The sequence below is a fragment of the Secundilactobacillus malefermentans DSM 5705 = KCTC 3548 genome (assembly GCF_001436395.1).
In the GTDB taxonomy this organism is placed as follows: domain Bacteria; phylum Bacillota; class Bacilli; order Lactobacillales; family Lactobacillaceae; genus Secundilactobacillus; species Secundilactobacillus malefermentans.
Window position 1 is genome coordinate 29,340 of sequence record NZ_AZGJ01000015.1, and the last position, 14,910, is coordinate 44,249.

Below are 14,910 nucleotides of genomic sequence, written 5' to 3' on the forward strand. Positions count from 1 at the left end.
ACCTAATACGTCTCCTTAATTTAAATCCATACTCTCAGAACGGCCTTCACGTTGCATTAAATCCCGAATTGCAGTCTTAACATCTTTATTTTCATACAAAACTTGATAAATGGCATCCGTAATTGGCATTTCGACACCACGAATTTTTGATAATTCATAAGCTGCTTTTACAGTTGTTAAGCCTTCAATCACCATTCCCATTTCATTGACAACTTTATCCAAAGGAACACCCTTGCCAAGCTCATTTCCTGCTCGCCAATTACGTGAGTTAATACTCGTTGACGTGACAATGATGTCCCCAACACCGGATAAACCGATGAAGGTGAATGGGTTCGCGCCAAATGATGTACCTAACCTTGATATTTCAGCAAGGCCACGGGTCATTAATGCTGCCTTGGCATTGTCTCCATAACCAAGACCATTTAAAGCACCGGCACCCAACGCAATGATGTTTTTAAGTGCTGCACCAATTTCAACACCAATGACGTCATCATTGGTATAAACTCGGAAATAGTTATTCATAAAGAGGTCCTGAGTGTGCTTTGCTGCCTCAAGATCTTCACTAGCTGCCGTAACTAACGTGATATCTTTCTTAGCGACTTCTTCAGCGTGACTTGGACCAGATATAACAGAAATTGCTTTACGTTTCGTATCTGGAATTTCTTCAGTCAATACTTCAGATAGGCGTTTGTACGTATTCTCTTCAATTCCCTTACTTGCATGAATTAAATAGGGCTTTATTCCTAACTCGCTAATTGCCGTATTTACTTGCTTTGCAACGGAACGGACCGCTTGCGTGGGCACAACAAAGAGAATTGTTTGTGCACCAACTAGGGCAGTCTTCAGGTCTGAATAAGCAACTAATTTATCCGAGTAAGTAAAGTTAGAAACGTAATTTACATTCGTATGTTTCTGATTCAGTTCTTCAACTTGCTTTGGGTTGTACGACCAGAGTCGAACGTCATTTCCATTTTCAACTAATAAGTTAGCTAAAATACTACCCCAAGATCCAGCGCCTAAAACTGCAATTTTTTCAGTCATGTTAATTCTCCTTATTTTTAACTAATTGATCCTTCTTTACAAATGGATTCCCATCCAGATACATTGGTGTTCCCATTTCCCTGTGTCGACGATAAATGATTAGAATAATGCTTCCAACGAATAGCACAATGGAGAGAACTTGGGAAACCCTAATGGTATTCGCTATCATCAAGCTATCAGTCCGCATTCCCTCTATGAAAAATCGACCAAAGGAATACCAGATGACGTAACTGAGGAATACCTCTCCTTGCTGGAATAGGCCCTTCCGATGTCTAAGTGACATCAAAACAATAAAGCCTAAGATATCCCACATAGATTCATAAAAAAAAGTAGGTTGACGATACGCACCGGCAATGTGCATTTGTTCAATAATCCAGTTAGGCAAATGAATTGACTGCAAGAATGCCAAACTCGTTATTCGACCAAAGGCTTCTTGGTTCATAAAATTCCCCCAGCGGCCAATTCCTTGCGCCATGATAACAGTTGGTGCGGCTACATCTAGCATCAACCATGTGGGGATGAATTTTGCCCGGCAAAATAGATAAACAACTATTCCTGCCCCAATTAAGGAACCATATATGGCAATTCCGCCGTCCCAAATTTTAATAATTTGGTCTAAATGTTGTTGATAATATCCCCACTCAAAAGCGACGTAGTAGATACGAGCACAAATTAATGCGGCGGGTAATGCCCACAAAATCATATCATAGATATCATCCGCAAGTATATTTCGCCTTGTCCCTTCACGTACAGCCAAGGTGACGGCAATGATAACTGCCGTTGCAATGATAATTCCGTACCAATGAACTTCGATTGGTCCTAGATTAAAAGCAATCGGGTTTAGTGCTGCTTGTATGCCCAAGAATGCGACCCCCTAAATTCTATTTTTCTTTAGAATTTTCCTTTATTAGACTGTTTAGATTTTCATCAAATACTTTGGTAGCATCGTAGCCCATTGAGCGAGCCCGGAAATTCATGGCCGCAACCTCAATAATGATTGCCAAATTTCGACCTGTTTTAACAGGAATGGCCACTTTGGGAACCTCAACATCGAAGAACTGACTCGTTTCGGTGCCGTTTCCAAGCCGATCAAATGGTGTATCCGGTGACCAATTTTCCAAATGGACGATGAGATCAATTGGGGTCTGGCTTCGAACGGCTCCAGCGCCAAATAAATTCATCACATCAATAATTCCGATTCCTCTAATCTCAAGTAAATGATTAAGAATTTTAGGTGCTTCTCCAACAAGCGTTTGCTCGTCTTGTTGATGAACCTCAACTCGATCATCAGCAATTAATCGATGCCCACGTTTGATCAATTCAAGTGCCGTTTCACTTTTACCGATACCGGAATCACCCGTGATTAAAACACCAAGTCCATAAATATCCACAAGAACCCCGTGAATTGACTGCCTTTCAGCTAATTTACCTTCCAAATAGTTGGTCATATTACTTAATACTCTTGAAGTGGTTACCTTTGTGCCCAGGATTGGAATTTTTGCATCCTCAGCGGCTTTAACTAGCTGCTTCGGGGGCTCGATATTTGTTGACACAACAAATACTGGCGTTTCTGGTTGACACATTTCTTCCATAACTTTTGTTAACTCTTTATTGGTCATTTTCTTGGTAAATGACGTTTCGGTAATTCCCAACAACTGAACCCGTTTAGCTGGGTAATAATCAAAATAACCAGTCAGCTCTAATCCGGGTCGTGAAATATCACTCGTTGTAATTAATCGATCTTCTAAATATTTTTCCCCCGCATAAACGTTCAACCTCACGTTTTTAACGAGTTCTGCTACGGTTACACTATCTGCCAAAAGAATACCCTCCTTAACCGCTTTCACTTGATTTAGTTTATCACTTTAAGTTAGTTGCTTACTAGCTTTATTCTATAAATAATCAAGACTTTCTTGATGTTACAAAACTAGAGATAATCGTATTGCAAATTGACATCAGGACGGCCATCAATAATGATGCGCCAAATGACGAAAACCTAAAACTGTTTCCGATAAAGAACGCTGTCAGTTGAAGCATGACTGCGTTAATCACAATACTAAATAGGCCAAGGGTCAAAACCGTTATTGGTAAAGATAGTATATAAAGAATGGGTCTAACAAGCGCGTTTAAAACTGCCAAAATTAAACTCGCAACCAAGGCAATCCAAATATCTGAAACAAAAAACATGTTCTTAAAGAATCCGGCTAATGCAATGAACAACAGTGTGTTGATAATAATTCGCATCCAGAATTTCATTTAGAATCTCCTTCTTTGTGATGTTGGTCATGTTCTTCAACGTCATCTAGGTTTTTCCTTTCAGGTTTTGCGTGATTCATCATGTTAAACAGCGAACTTCCCTGACGTTTACTTGGAATAAAGGTAATGAGGACCGCATAGATTAAAATGCCACCAAAAACGTGTCCTGGAAACACACTTAGTACAACGTAGAGTACCCTGACAATGGTTGAATTAATACCAAAGTATTCAGCCAATCCACCAAGGACGCCACCGATAATTCGATCATCTGATCTCGTAAGTCGTTTTCTGTTTTTTGCCATTTTATTTTCTCCATTCAAATTGAACTAGTTATTAAGTCTATTTTACCATTACTTGGATTAGACCAAAAATAATAGGTCAGAGGCTTCCTTCTCGGATTGCCGCTGACCTATCTATCATATAATTTAATCTCTCATTCTAACAGAAATACTTTTTCTTTTAGGCAATTTTTATAACGTTTAGTTATCTTTAAAAATCACAAGCCCAATTTCATGGGGTGAATCCGTAAAAATGGCCGTTTCAGTGATGTTAAATTGGCCATCATGCCCCTTAACCCTCAAATGACAATACGTTGGGTTCAGTAACAGGGCACCATATAATTCAGTTTCTGAGGTGACCGACTGATGGTTACATTCTAAAATGATATCCCCTACAACGAGATTCATTTTAGCAGCGGGCGTCCCAGGCTTAATTCCAAGTATTCGAACTCCCTCATCAGTTTTTGAATACCAGAACGACTGATGACGATCAAACCACTTTGCTCTGATAAAGGTGAAGCAGTAGACCACAAATAGTAGCAGGATAGAATACCATGCGATTCCAGCCACAAAATAATTAATAGCGGATAAAATAATTCCAAGTAGTCCAACCAACAATTGCTGACGACTGAGAACCTGCAAAGCTTTCTTAGGAAGTTGTCTAAAGATGGTCATTCGGAATCCAATCAATATTGGTATCAATAAAAAACTAATCGGATGCCCAGCAATATTAAAAACTGGCCAAAATGGTATATGAACACTAATCCAGTCCCCAGGAACTAACATCAAGGTCGGTACGATAAGTAATTCTTTAAAAGGATAGCCGCCCACTAATCGTCCCCGGCGTTTCGGATATATTTTTGGAGAAGGATTACGACCACCAACTCGCGAAAGAAACCAGCTGGTTAGCAAAATAATCAGCGTCAAAAGGATTAAGAAATTAGCTGGGTTAGCGGTTGCATTTGTTAAGCCGAATGGCAAATTAACAGCATCGAGTGGGTTAAAGTTGAAGTAGTTTGAAGCCCACATCAATAGTGCTGCAAAACTGACCCCTAACACAGGTGCAAGAACCCCAGGTAAAAGCAGCAAAGCGAGTAACGTCACAAATTCATAAATCATGATGAACCAAATCGGTAATGTTAAGCCAACAACAACTGAAATAACGGAGGCAACTATCCCTAATAGAATGCCCCATAGTAAAAAGTGTCGAATTTCAAATTCTTCGCTAAAAACTGCACTTCTAAAGTCTTTTCGTTCTCGCTTTATTCGTCCCCTAGCTGACAGCCAAGTTCGTAAAAGCCCAACCCACAAAACAGGCTGACAAAAGAATATTAGTATAATCCACCAAATGGTCATTATTTTCCCCCATAATTTTTCTATGTAAACCGAGTTAAGAAACTCTCGGTTATCTTATTATATCGCATTGTAACGATATACTTCTTGTTAATCTGGATTTTCTTTACCCAACTGAAACTGTAAGTAAGCATCAATAAATGGATCTAAATCACCATCCATGACCCCTTGCACATTTGCAGTTTCCTGATTGGTCCGATGATCCTTAACCATCGAATACGGATGAAAGACGTAAGACCTAATTTGAGATCCCCACCCAATATCAAGTTGAACGCCTTCAAGAGCAGCTTTCTCTTTCGCTTTTTTTGATTCTTCCAATTCGTACAATTTTGCCTTCAGCATATTCATTGCCGTTTGACGGTTTTGTAGTTGCGAACGTTGAGCCTGACTGGCCACGACAATTCCAGTTGGCTCATGGGTAATTCTAACCGCTGAAGAAGTCTTATTAACGTGTTGACCACCTGCACCACTCGCCCGATAGACGTCGACCCGCAGATCTGCTGGATTGATTTCAATATCAACCGAATCATCTAGTTCTGGCAAAACATCAACTGACGCAAATGAGGTATGTCGCCTACCCGCTGAGTCAAAAGGCGAAAGCCGAACAAGGCGGTGAACTCCTTTTTCCGACCTTAAGTAGCCGTACGCATTATGTCCCTTGATTAATAAGGTCACACTATTAATGCCGGCAACATCTCCTGGTTGATAATCTACTGTCTCAACCGCGAAATGGTGCTTCTCTGACCATCTGGTATACATTCTAAGAAGCATGGATCCCCAATCTTGCGACTCTGTTCCACCAGCTCCCGGATGAATTTCCAAAATAGCGTTGTTCTTATCGTATTGTCCGTTCAATAATTGAGCCAGTCGATATGCCTGTAAATTTTCTTGCAATTTGGCAAGCTTTTCTTCAAATTCAGTCCACATCTCATCATCAGGATCGTCCATTAATAGTTCCAACAGAACGTTTACATCATCCAAATCGGTGGTCAATTTATGAAAATCGTCAAACTTTTTCTTCAAATCATTCGTTTCATCGATTAAACCTTGAGCACTTCGCTGATCATCCCAAAAATGCGGTTCAGTCATTTTACTTTCATTCACCGAGATGCTTTCACTTAGAGAATCTAAGTCAAAGCGACCCCCTAAAGCCATCAATTTCTTGTTGGATAGCTTGTAATTGTTTTTTTGCGTCACTTAATTCCATTATTATCTACTCCTTAAAAAACGACATAATGGATACCCCATCATGTCGTTTTGTGTTATCTCGTAATATTTTGACGAATTTCTGACTTCATGAAAAGTCGTGTTGCATCGTAATCGATATCCGAAATAATTTCTTCAAACATCCGATAACCATCTTGTTGGTATTCAACCAATGGGTTCAATTGACCATATCCACGAAGACCAATCGATTGACGCAATTGATCCATTGCATCAATGTGATCTGTCCAGTGTGAATCAACAACTCGAAGAATAACAACCTTTTCAAATTCTAGCATTTGAGCTGGATCATACAATTGTTTCTTCTTTTCATCATAAACTTTGTTTGCAATATCCATTAAGTAAGACTTAATTTCATCTGCGTTCTTACCCTTAAAGTCATCTAAACTAATTTCTTCAGGACTGACCATTGCGGAAATTGCAAAATCAAGGATTGTACTTAAATCCCAATCTTTCTCTTCTCCTTGAGTGTGTAAGTTAACCACCCGTTCAACAGTTCGCTCAATCATTGGGATAATAACCCACTTAAGGTCTGTATCTTCATCGATAACCAATGAACGCTGCTTATAAACAACTTCACGTTGCTCACGCATCACATCGTCATATTGAAGCACGTTCTTACGTGAATCGTAGTTATTACCTTCAACCCGTTTCTGAGCTGATTCAACTTGTTTCGTAATCATCCGGCTTCTGATGACAGCTTGTTCGCCATCAACATTCATTCTCTCAAGGAAGTTCTTGATTCTATCTGATCCGAATCGACGCATCAAATCATCTTCCAATGACAGATAAAACTGAGTCATACCAGGATCACCTTGACGGCCAGAACGGCCACGAAGCTGATTATCGATACGACGTGATTCATGTCGTTCAGTACCAATAACAGCTAAGCCGCCGACTTCACGAACACCGGGTCCTAATTTAATATCAGTCCCACGACCGGCCATGTTGGTTGCAATCGTAACTGCACCCCGTTGACCGGCATTCATAATGATTTCAGCTTCTTTAGCATGATTCTTTGCATTCAAGACAACGTGAGGAATTTCTTCTTCATCGAGTCGTTGAGATAAGTACTCAGAAGTTTCAACTGCAACAGTACCAATTAACATCGGTTGGCCTTTGGTATGCAGTTCCTTAATCTTGCTGATAACTGCCTCAAACTTAGACTCCAATGATGGATAAAGAACATCAGGTTCATCAATCCGAATAACTGGCTTGTTTGTTGGAACAGTCACAACTTCCATATTATAAATTTCACGGAACTCTTCCATTTCAGTTCGAGCTGTACCCGTCATACCTGAAAGCTTTTTATACATTCTGAAGAGGTTTTGGTAAGTGATGTTTGCCATCGTCTTACTTTCCTCTTGGATTTCAACAGCTTCTTTAGCTTCGATTGCTTGGTGAAGTCCGTCAGAATATCGACGGCCTTCCATGACACGTCCCGTAAAGGAATCCACAATCAAGACTTCACCATCTGAAACAACGTAATCCTTATCACGCAACATAATGAAATTGGCACGTAGCGCTTGATCCAAATGGTGGGTTAAGGCTGTGTTATCAGTATCATAAAGGTTCTTTAAGTTGAAATACTTTTCAGCCTTAGAAATTCCCTGTTCATTTAAAGAAACGGTCTTTGACTCCAAATCAATCTTAAAGTCATCGTTTTCATGGAGCGTTTTAGCAAAACGATCTGTCCGTTCGTAGAGCTGAGTCGTTCCTTGAGACTGCCCAGAAATAATCAGTGGTGTCCGAGCCTCATCAATCAAAATTGAATCAACTTCATCGACAATTGCAAAGCTCAATGGACGTTGAACTCTATCTTCTTTGTAGACAACCATGTTGTCCCGAAGATAATCAAATCCAATTTCACTGTTGGTTGAATAAGTAATATCGCAATTGTAGGCTTCTCGTTTAGCTTCTGGTTCCTTTTGGGCGGAGTTCAACCCAACAGTTAATCCTAACCAGTTATACAATTCACCCATTTCAGTTGCATCACGTTCTGAAAGATATTCATTAACCGTCACAACGTGGACCCCTTCGCCAGCTAAGGCGTTGAGATAAACCGGCATGGTAGCGGTCAAGGTTTTACCTTCACCAGTTTTCATTTCGGAAATGTTACCCTCATGAAGGACAATCCCACCCATAATTTGAACATGGAAAGGATAAAGTCCAAGTACTCGTTTTGCACCTTCACGGGCTACCGCAAAGGCTTCTGGTAGTAAGTCATCAAGTGTTTCACCATCTTGATAACGTTGTTTTAATTCTGGTGTTTTTGCTTTGAGGTCGTCATCCGACAAGTCTTCGTATTGTTTTGAAAATACGTTAACCTCATCAGCCAATTTGCTTAGGCGTTTAAGTTCACGTGCATCGCTTTCAACCCATTTTTTTAAAATGTTAGCCATTAGTTAAATCCCTTCTACTTATTACTATGTTCATAAAAATCTCATTAAAACAAACTAAGCTATATTTTAACATTAATAAGCAGTATTTAAAACTATCTGGTCAAAAGATACAAAAAAGTCTGAAACAAAATTGCTTCAGACTTTTTAAAATCGTTATTCTTCACTTGCTTCAATTAATCCATAACGCCCGTCATTACGACGATAGACGATACTTACGCCATTCGTATCTGAATCTTCATAAACAAAGAAATCATGTCCCAGCATGTCCATTTGTAGGATAGCTTCTTCATTGTCCATTGGCTTTAATGAAACTCGCTTTGTACGAACAACCTCGATTGCCTTCTCGTCCTCGTTAGAACTGTCTTCCTCGGATTGTGGCGCAAAATCAAGGTTCTTAAATCCTTTTTCACGAGACTTACGGTTGATCTTGGTCTTATATTTACGAATCTGACGTTCCAACTTATCAGTGACTAAATCAACGCTTGCGTAAAGATCTGGTGAAGTTTCCTCTGCTCTTAAAGTCAAATATGGTAACGGAATGGTTACCTCGACCTTAGCTGTCTTGTTTTGATAAACTTTCAAATTGACATGAGCAGTTGAGTCTACGTTCTTTTCGAAGTATTTCTCGAGCTTATTAAGTCGCTTTTCGACATAATCTCTAATAGCGTTAGTAACCTCGATGTTTTCTCCACGAATATTAAATGTGAGCATAAAACTTCTCTCCCTTCAACACAAGCAATCTAGCTTGGTTAGAACAACAACCGAAGGACCACTCTTCAATTGCTTTTCTTATTTTCATTATAATAGAAAGCGCTATATTTAACAATTATTTGCCCAAAACTTTTTATTTATCGGGCTAAAGTATTTCCTTGAACTTCACTTGCCCCGGCTTCATACATTAATGCTGCAGCATGTCTGATTGTTCTCCCGGTTGTGTAAACATCATCTAGAATCAACACCCGTTTGTTGGCAACCAACTCCGGATTTACGAGCCTAAAGGGTTGAACAGTCTCCATGCGAGAACGTCGATTTTTACTCGATTGACGAGCCTTATGAATATCCGCCCGTACTTCCAGTGCACTGGTTAAATGCTGGCCAGTCGTCAATCCAACAACCTGATTAAATCCTCTAGTAACCATCGTGTCTGCATCAATTGGAATTGGCACAATCAAATCAATTTTTGACTTCTTAATTTTCTTCATAAATTGTGCCCGAAATACTTTGGCTAATTGATAGTCCCCCGCAAACTTATACTGTTGCATAAATTTTTTCATTTCATCATTGTACACAAAACAAGCGCTGTTTTTAAAATCCAAGCTGCTCTGCGAATTCCATTTGACGCAATCATGACAAAGTTCTCTTTTTTTCATTTTTCGCCCACAGTCTGGACAAGCCTGTTTCTGATTGATTAATTCAAATCGCCGACAACAGCGATCACAACAGGTTGGTTCATTAATTTTAACGGGTAACATTAGATCAATCAGCCCAATCGAAAAATTAACGGGTCGATGACACAAAACACAGTCATTTTTAGTCATCAGAAGTTGACCGCTGCTTCAATAGGATTAATCCTTTTCGATTAACGTATCGAATTTGTTTAATCGCTTCTAACACATTCTTTGAATAGCCACCACACCAAAAAATAACGTCACCGGTTGGCCGATCTATCTTCCTACCAACCCTACCAGCAATCTGGACCAACGCTGCGCTTGAAAATACGTCGTCATCGGCGCCTAACACAAATACGTCGATTCCAGGAAAAGTGACACCTCGTTCCAATATCGTTGTCGTGATCAGAAAGTTAATTTCGTTTTGACGCATCATCTGGACCTTTTCAATTCGTTTTTCGTCTGCAGCATGAACCGTTACAATTTTTTCTCCTGGTAACTGCTTGTGCAAAATTTGTTGTACTTGTTTCAATTGTTCGACATGAGGAACAAATAATAAAAATCTGATTTTCTTTTTCAGCCTTAGTTTAATTTGGAAAATCAGCGAATTTGGTAGCTTTTCCTTCTTTAACTTTAATTTCCAGCTAGGCGTCGTTTTACACTTAATCGTTGGTAGTAGATGCCCATGATACCTTAATGGTAAATAACTAATGCCTAATCTTCCTGTCTTAATTTGTTTTAGAAGCGATTCACCAGGAGTCGCCGTCAAAAATAATAGGGCTCCCTCCCGCTTTTTTGCATGTTTTGCTGCGTACAATAACCCTTCATTCTGAGCAAATGGAAAAGCATCTACTTCATCAATAATTAAAACATCAAACGCTTCATAAAAGCGTAGCAATTGATGGGTCGTACAAACCGTAAATTGGCAATATTTGTAGGGAGAATCATTTCGCCCATGGAGGAGCTGTATCTCAGTATTTTTAAATGCTTCCACAAACCTTGGAAATAGTTCATTACAAACGTCAATTCTGGGCGAAGCAACTGCCACCCTGAGTCCTTGACCAAGTGCCCAGTCGAGACCTTCAAACAACATCTCAGTCTTACCGGCGCCAGTAACCGCCCAAAGTAAATGTTGTTTTCGTTGCTGAAAAACTGTTAGGATATTCTTAGAACATTGGGCCTGAATGTCCGATAAATTGCCATCCCAGGTAAGAACGTCATTGTCATATTTCTTAAATTTGTTAGGTTCACTTGCCGAAATTAAAGAAAGCGTTGTGCTCACGCGACCAAGCTGAATGCATTCAGCACAGTAATAAACTCCTCCTGGTAGCGCACAAGCCGATTTAGGCCGAGCTGAGCCACACCGATTACAAATAACCCAGTTTCCCTCAGCCTTCATTGCTGAACGAACGGTCAAACCTTTTGCCGTTTGTAATAACTCAGTGGGCACTTCTGTTGATAAAAGTTGCCTGCCGTAAAGATCTGCAATTTTCATAAATTGTCACCTCAATGACAAATACGAAATACGAGAACATTTAAACGAATCGAGGCGTTATTTTGGAACCTTTTCTTACAATTAAACAAACCGGAACCGCAGAACTGGAAATCAAAAAATCACGATTCCTCTGTTCAATCGCACAAGTAACTGATGAGGCAGAGACCCGGCAGTTCATCGCTAACGTTGCCCAACAGAATCCTAAAGCCAATCATAATTGTTATGCTTACATGATTGGTGACGATAATCATATTCAACGAGAAAGTGATGATGGTGAGCCGTCTGGGACCGCTGGCGTACCAATCCTAAATGTCCTGCAACAGGAAAATCTCCATAACCTCGTCGCTGTCGTTACGAGATATTTTGGGGGTATCAAACTTGGTGCAGGCGGCTTGATTCGTGCTTACAGTAACTCCGCTTCTAATGGCATCCGTGAAATTGGGATTGTTGAACGCGTTATTCAAACGGAACTTCAGCTGGTCACCGATTACTCATCATATGAGAAACTCGCTTACTACCTCAAAAAAAACGACCTAAATTCTGATCCACCAGAATTTAGCGTGATCGTGAAGTTATCAATTTACGTAGATAAAGACAGTATTGAAACAATTAAATCGGATATAACGAGTTTACTGGCTGGTAATGTCAAAATTTCGACGGGCAAAGAACGATATCAAGAAAGACCATATGACCAAAAAAAGTAGGATTCGCACTTTTAAAGTGCCAATCCTACTTTTTGTCATTTGAATCTCTAGACGTCATGCTCTTCACAATACGTTTAATCCAATTTAAAAACGGTTGCCGATCCGTTCCAACTAATCCGATTGCTTCAACAAACAATTCCAATCCAATTAGAATGGCGATGGTCAGTAAGACGGACCCCCAAATGGTTGAGATTGGATATAATAATGAAATAAACGAGAAAATGAGTGCAATTCCATAAATAACAAGAACAGTTTGCCGATGCGTAAGCCCTATTTGCATTAAACGGTGGTGTAAATGATGCTTATCCGCATGCGTAATTGGCTGTCGATTCAGCATCCGTCTCAAAATTGCATAAACCGTATCCGTAATGGGAACCCCTAAGATGATCACTGGAATGATAACCGAAATAAAAGTCGCATTTTTAAGGCCATATAGTGAAAATGTTGAAATCATGAACCCAATAAAAAGTGCACCAGTATCTCCTAGATATATTCTGGCTGGGAAAAAATTATATGGTAAGAATCCAACCATTGCAGCCACTAATGAAAAAATCATGATTGCAACGTAAGTATTGGCGACATTCAGGAAGAAAAATCCCGTAATTCCGGTCGTCGTTAACGCAATAATTGAAACCCCCGTTGCCAGACCGTCTAGTCCATCGATCAAATTAATGGCATTGGTTATTGCAACAATCCAGAGCCAAGTAATCGGTAAACTCAGCCAACCAATCTGCCAACTCCCAATAAATGGTAGCGTGATACTGGTCATTTTTAAGCCGGCACCAAAGTAGACGACCAAGGCAGCAATTGAAATTCCCAGCATCTTTTGACGGGGCTTTAGCACGAATACGTCATCAATTACCCCTGTCGCGATAATCACACACTCACCCGCAAAGACCCCCCACAGCTGTCGTTGTGGAATGGCATTTCGCAGGAGTACCATCGTGGCAAATGTATACGCAATAAAAATAGCCAAGCCACCTAAAGTTGGCATTGGAATTTTATTAACTCTTCGAGAGTTCGGGCGATCTTCTGCGCCAATCATAAATGCAAATTTTCTAACAAATGGTGTCAATACTGCAGACACAATCATCGTCGCAAATAGACTAACAATGATTTCAAATTTTAACATGGCGAACCTCTCTTTTCGATTTCCTTTACTATACTATACAAATGAAAATTCGTAAAAACAACTCTGTCCTCAGCTAAATTAATTTTAATAAAAATAATTGATAAAACGTTTTATTAGCTCACCATATCATTTGTGGCTTGATTATGAGACAGCGTCATCTTGTGAATTTCACAAATCAACTTATGTCACCTCTTGTAATCGCTTCACATTATTTATATAATAGGTTCAAGAGCTTTTGGAACTTTTTGTGATTTCAATTATTATTCCTGGATTGTGAAAGATTTCTAAAACTCTTAACAATAAATTTTTTGAAAGGAGTGTTTGATTATGGCTAGCAATGCTAAAACACAATCTCCTGCAACTGAAGAGCACGAACCAGCTCCTATTTTGCAACAAATGGGGATTTTTGGCGCCATTTTGTTCGTTTCTAGCTTAATATCACCACTTTTCCCAGCTACATTCCCAGTTCCAACTCCAGTACTTGGATTAGTTATTCTTTATGTGCTGCTGTGTGCCAAGATTGTTAAGTTATACCAAGTTGAAAAGATGGCAGACTTTTTAGTTAGTTTGATTGCCTTCTTATTCGTCCCATCAGGTATTCAATTAACAGCTTCCCTTGACATTATGGCAAAATCCGGTGTTCAGATCATTAGTGTCGTTGTTCTTGTAACCATCGTTATGTTACTTTCAATTGCGTACACTACAGCTGGTTTCATGTGGATCAGTCGTCACGTATTCCATCGTGATACTCACGTTGAAGAATAGTTATCTGGCACTAACAAAATCGCACTTATAGAAAAGGATGATTTATAATGACATGGGCTACATTTCTTGGAAATGCCTTAGCTAAGAATCCTGACACGGGAGCGAATCTGGGTCAAGCATTCTTCGGTATTTTCCTTTCATTAGCCGTATTCTTAATTGGTCAATGGCTATTTAAGATCGGCAAAGGTTTCTTCCTATTCCAACCACTATTCGTTGGTATGGTTTTAGGTATCGCAGTATTAGTTGTCATGGCAAAATGGTTCCACGTAGATACAACCTACTTCTACCAAGCAGCTTACAAACCAGGTGGAGATATCCTATTCTGGTTCTTGAACCCTGCTACTATTGCCTTCGCCGTTCCGCTATATCGTCGTAATGACGTTGTTAAGCGGTTCTGGGTTGAAATTGTGCTATCATTATTTGTTGGATTAATTATTTCATTATTCTTAACCGTTGGTATTTCAAAACTCTTCGGTTTGAATAACATGTTAACTGCTTCAATGTTAACGCAAGCCGCAACCACTGCTATTGCAATGCCAGTTGCAGGTTCAATTGGTGGTAACACCGCTGTTACCGCTATGGCATGTATTTTGAACGCTGTTATCATCTACGCTCTTGCATCATTCTTAATCAAGGTCTTCCGTTTAAACGCCGATCCAGTCGGTGCAGGACTTGGTTTAGGAACTGCAGGACACGCCGTTGGTACTGCCAAAGCCGTTCAATTAGGTTCAATTCAAGGTTCAATGGCTTCAATCGCCGTTGTTGTTATCTCAATCTTTATTGACCTTGTTGTTCCTACGTTTGCTAGAATGATGGGAATCTTCCATTAATCAATAATTGAAATCAAAAAAAGGCTCTCTGTCAAATCCTGT

15 protein-coding genes are annotated in these 14,910 nt (G+C 39.7%); 3 read left to right on the forward strand and 12 right to left on the reverse strand.

Annotation, left to right across the window (positions count from 1 at the left end):
• Window positions 1-15: 15 nt before the first annotated feature.
• The 11 genes from FD44_RS04285 to FD44_RS04335 all read right to left on the reverse strand — a co-directional run bounded on the left by FD44_RS04285 (window position 16) and on the right by FD44_RS04335 (window position 11,437).
• Window positions 16-1,041 carry an NAD(P)H-dependent glycerol-3-phosphate dehydrogenase gene (locus FD44_RS04285; protein ID WP_010620567.1) on the reverse strand — a complete coding sequence of 342 codons (1,026 nt, stop codon included), beginning with the start codon at window positions 1,039-1,041 and terminating at the stop codon, window positions 16-18.
• Window position 1,042: 1 nt separating this feature from the next.
• Window positions 1,043-1,903: a prolipoprotein diacylglyceryl transferase gene (gene lgt / locus FD44_RS04290; protein ID WP_010620566.1), complete on the reverse strand. Its 861-nt coding sequence runs from the start codon at window positions 1,901-1,903 to the stop codon at window positions 1,043-1,045.
• Window positions 1,904-1,922: 19 nt separating this feature from the next.
• On the reverse strand, window positions 1,923-2,861 hold the full coding sequence (hprK, locus tag FD44_RS04295) for an HPr(Ser) kinase/phosphatase (RefSeq protein ID WP_010620565.1): 939 nt from the start codon (window positions 2,859-2,861) through the stop codon (window positions 1,923-1,925).
• 82 nt (window positions 2,862-2,943) lie between these two features.
• Window positions 2,944-3,297 (reverse strand): phage holin family protein, encoded by a 354-nt coding sequence (locus FD44_RS04300; RefSeq protein ID WP_010620564.1) that lies wholly within the window; start codon window positions 3,295-3,297, stop codon window positions 2,944-2,946.
• Window positions 3,294-3,599: a PspC domain-containing protein gene (locus FD44_RS04305; protein ID WP_010620563.1), complete on the reverse strand. Its 306-nt coding sequence runs from the start codon at window positions 3,597-3,599 to the stop codon at window positions 3,294-3,296. Before FD44_RS04305 ends, FD44_RS04300 begins: the two co-directional genes overlap by 4 nt.
• A gap of 177 nt (window positions 3,600-3,776) precedes the next feature.
• Window positions 3,777-4,931 carry a PDZ domain-containing protein gene (locus tag FD44_RS04310; RefSeq protein ID WP_010620562.1) on the reverse strand — a complete coding sequence of 385 codons (1,155 nt, stop codon included), beginning with the start codon at window positions 4,929-4,931 and terminating at the stop codon, window positions 3,777-3,779.
• An 87-nt stretch (window positions 4,932-5,018) separates the two neighbouring features.
• Window positions 5,019-6,135, reverse strand: a protein-coding gene (gene prfB, locus FD44_RS04315) for a peptide chain release factor 2 (protein ID WP_187240413.1) whose coding sequence is annotated in 2 segments (ribosomal slippage) — window positions 5,019-6,062 and window positions 6,064-6,135 — 1,116 coding nt in all. Because the reading frame shifts where the segments join, the coding sequence is not laid out codon by codon here.
• 55 nt (window positions 6,136-6,190) lie between these two features.
• Complete coding sequence (gene secA, locus FD44_RS04320; RefSeq protein WP_010620560.1) at window positions 6,191-8,554, reverse strand: preprotein translocase subunit SecA; 2,364 nt, start codon at window positions 8,552-8,554, stop codon at window positions 6,191-6,193.
• A 153-nt stretch (window positions 8,555-8,707) separates the two neighbouring features.
• Entirely contained in the window at window positions 8,708-9,265 is a 558-nt protein-coding gene (gene hpf, locus FD44_RS04325) for a ribosome hibernation-promoting factor, HPF/YfiA family (RefSeq protein WP_010620559.1), read from the reverse strand.
• Window positions 9,266-9,402: 137 nt separating this feature from the next.
• A complete protein-coding gene (locus FD44_RS10565; protein WP_162258114.1) occupies window positions 9,403-9,828 on the reverse strand; it encodes a ComF family protein in 426 nt (141 codons plus the stop codon).
• A 256-nt stretch (window positions 9,829-10,084) separates the two neighbouring features.
• The gene (locus FD44_RS04335) at window positions 10,085-11,437 is read right to left on the reverse strand and encodes an ATP-dependent helicase ComFA (protein WP_010620557.1); all 1,353 of its coding nucleotides are present in this window, start codon (window positions 11,435-11,437) and stop codon (window positions 10,085-10,087) included.
• 59 nt (window positions 11,438-11,496) lie between these two features.
• On the opposite strand from FD44_RS04335, the gene FD44_RS04340 reads away from it, so the two are divergent.
• Complete coding sequence (locus FD44_RS04340; RefSeq protein ID WP_029327620.1) at window positions 11,497-12,141, forward strand: YigZ family protein; 645 nt, start codon at window positions 11,497-11,499, stop codon at window positions 12,139-12,141.
• Between the two features lie 25 nt (window positions 12,142-12,166).
• Here FD44_RS04340 and FD44_RS04345 read toward each other — a convergent pair whose 3' ends face one another.
• Window positions 12,167-13,273, reverse strand: coding sequence for a glycosyltransferase family 4 protein (locus FD44_RS04345; protein ID WP_010620555.1), 1,107 nt, complete (start codon window positions 13,271-13,273; stop codon window positions 12,167-12,169).
• Between the two features lie 327 nt (window positions 13,274-13,600).
• Between FD44_RS04345 and FD44_RS04350 the strand changes: the two genes are divergently transcribed.
• Together FD44_RS04350 and FD44_RS04355 are read left to right on the forward strand one after the other, a co-directional pair.
• Window positions 13,601-14,038, forward strand: a complete 438-nt coding sequence (locus tag FD44_RS04350; RefSeq protein ID WP_010620554.1) for a CidA/LrgA family protein — start codon at window positions 13,601-13,603, stop codon at window positions 14,036-14,038.
• Between the two features lie 47 nt (window positions 14,039-14,085).
• A complete protein-coding gene (locus FD44_RS04355; RefSeq protein ID WP_010620553.1) occupies window positions 14,086-14,868 on the forward strand; it encodes an LrgB family protein in 783 nt (260 codons plus the stop codon).
• Window positions 14,869-14,910 lie beyond the last annotated feature (42 nt).

Excerpts from the sequence above, each read along its gene's own strand:
- FD44_RS04285 (WP_010620567.1), bottom strand. The coding sequence starts at position 1,041 with ATGACTGAAAAAATTGCAGTTTTAGGCGCTGGATCTTGGGGTAGTATT.
- FD44_RS04300 (WP_010620564.1), bottom strand. The coding sequence starts at position 3,297 with ATGAAATTCTGGATGCGAATTATTATCAACACACTGTTGTTCATTGCA.
- FD44_RS04305 (WP_010620563.1), bottom strand. The coding sequence starts at position 3,599 with ATGGCAAAAAACAGAAAACGACTTACGAGATCAGATGATCGAATTATC.
- FD44_RS04310 (WP_010620562.1), bottom strand. The coding sequence starts at position 4,931 with ATGACCATTTGGTGGATTATACTAATATTCTTTTGTCAGCCTGTTTTG.
- secA (WP_010620560.1), bottom strand. The coding sequence starts at position 8,554 with ATGGCTAACATTTTAAAAAAATGGGTTGAAAGCGATGCACGTGAACTT.
- hpf (WP_010620559.1), bottom strand. The coding sequence starts at position 9,265 with ATGCTCACATTTAATATTCGTGGAGAAAACATCGAGGTTACTAACGCT.
- FD44_RS10565 (WP_162258114.1), bottom strand. The coding sequence starts at position 9,828 with ATGAAAAAATTTATGCAACAGTATAAGTTTGCGGGGGACTATCAATTA.
- FD44_RS04335 (WP_010620557.1), bottom strand. The coding sequence starts at position 11,437 with ATGAAAATTGCAGATCTTTACGGCAGGCAACTTTTATCAACAGAAGTG.
- FD44_RS04345 (WP_010620555.1), bottom strand. The coding sequence starts at position 13,273 with ATGTTAAAATTTGAAATCATTGTTAGTCTATTTGCGACGATGATTGTG.
- FD44_RS04350 (WP_010620554.1), top strand. The coding sequence starts at position 13,601 with ATGGCTAGCAATGCTAAAACACAATCTCCTGCAACTGAAGAGCACGAA.
- FD44_RS04355 (WP_010620553.1), top strand. The coding sequence starts at position 14,086 with ATGACATGGGCTACATTTCTTGGAAATGCCTTAGCTAAGAATCCTGAC.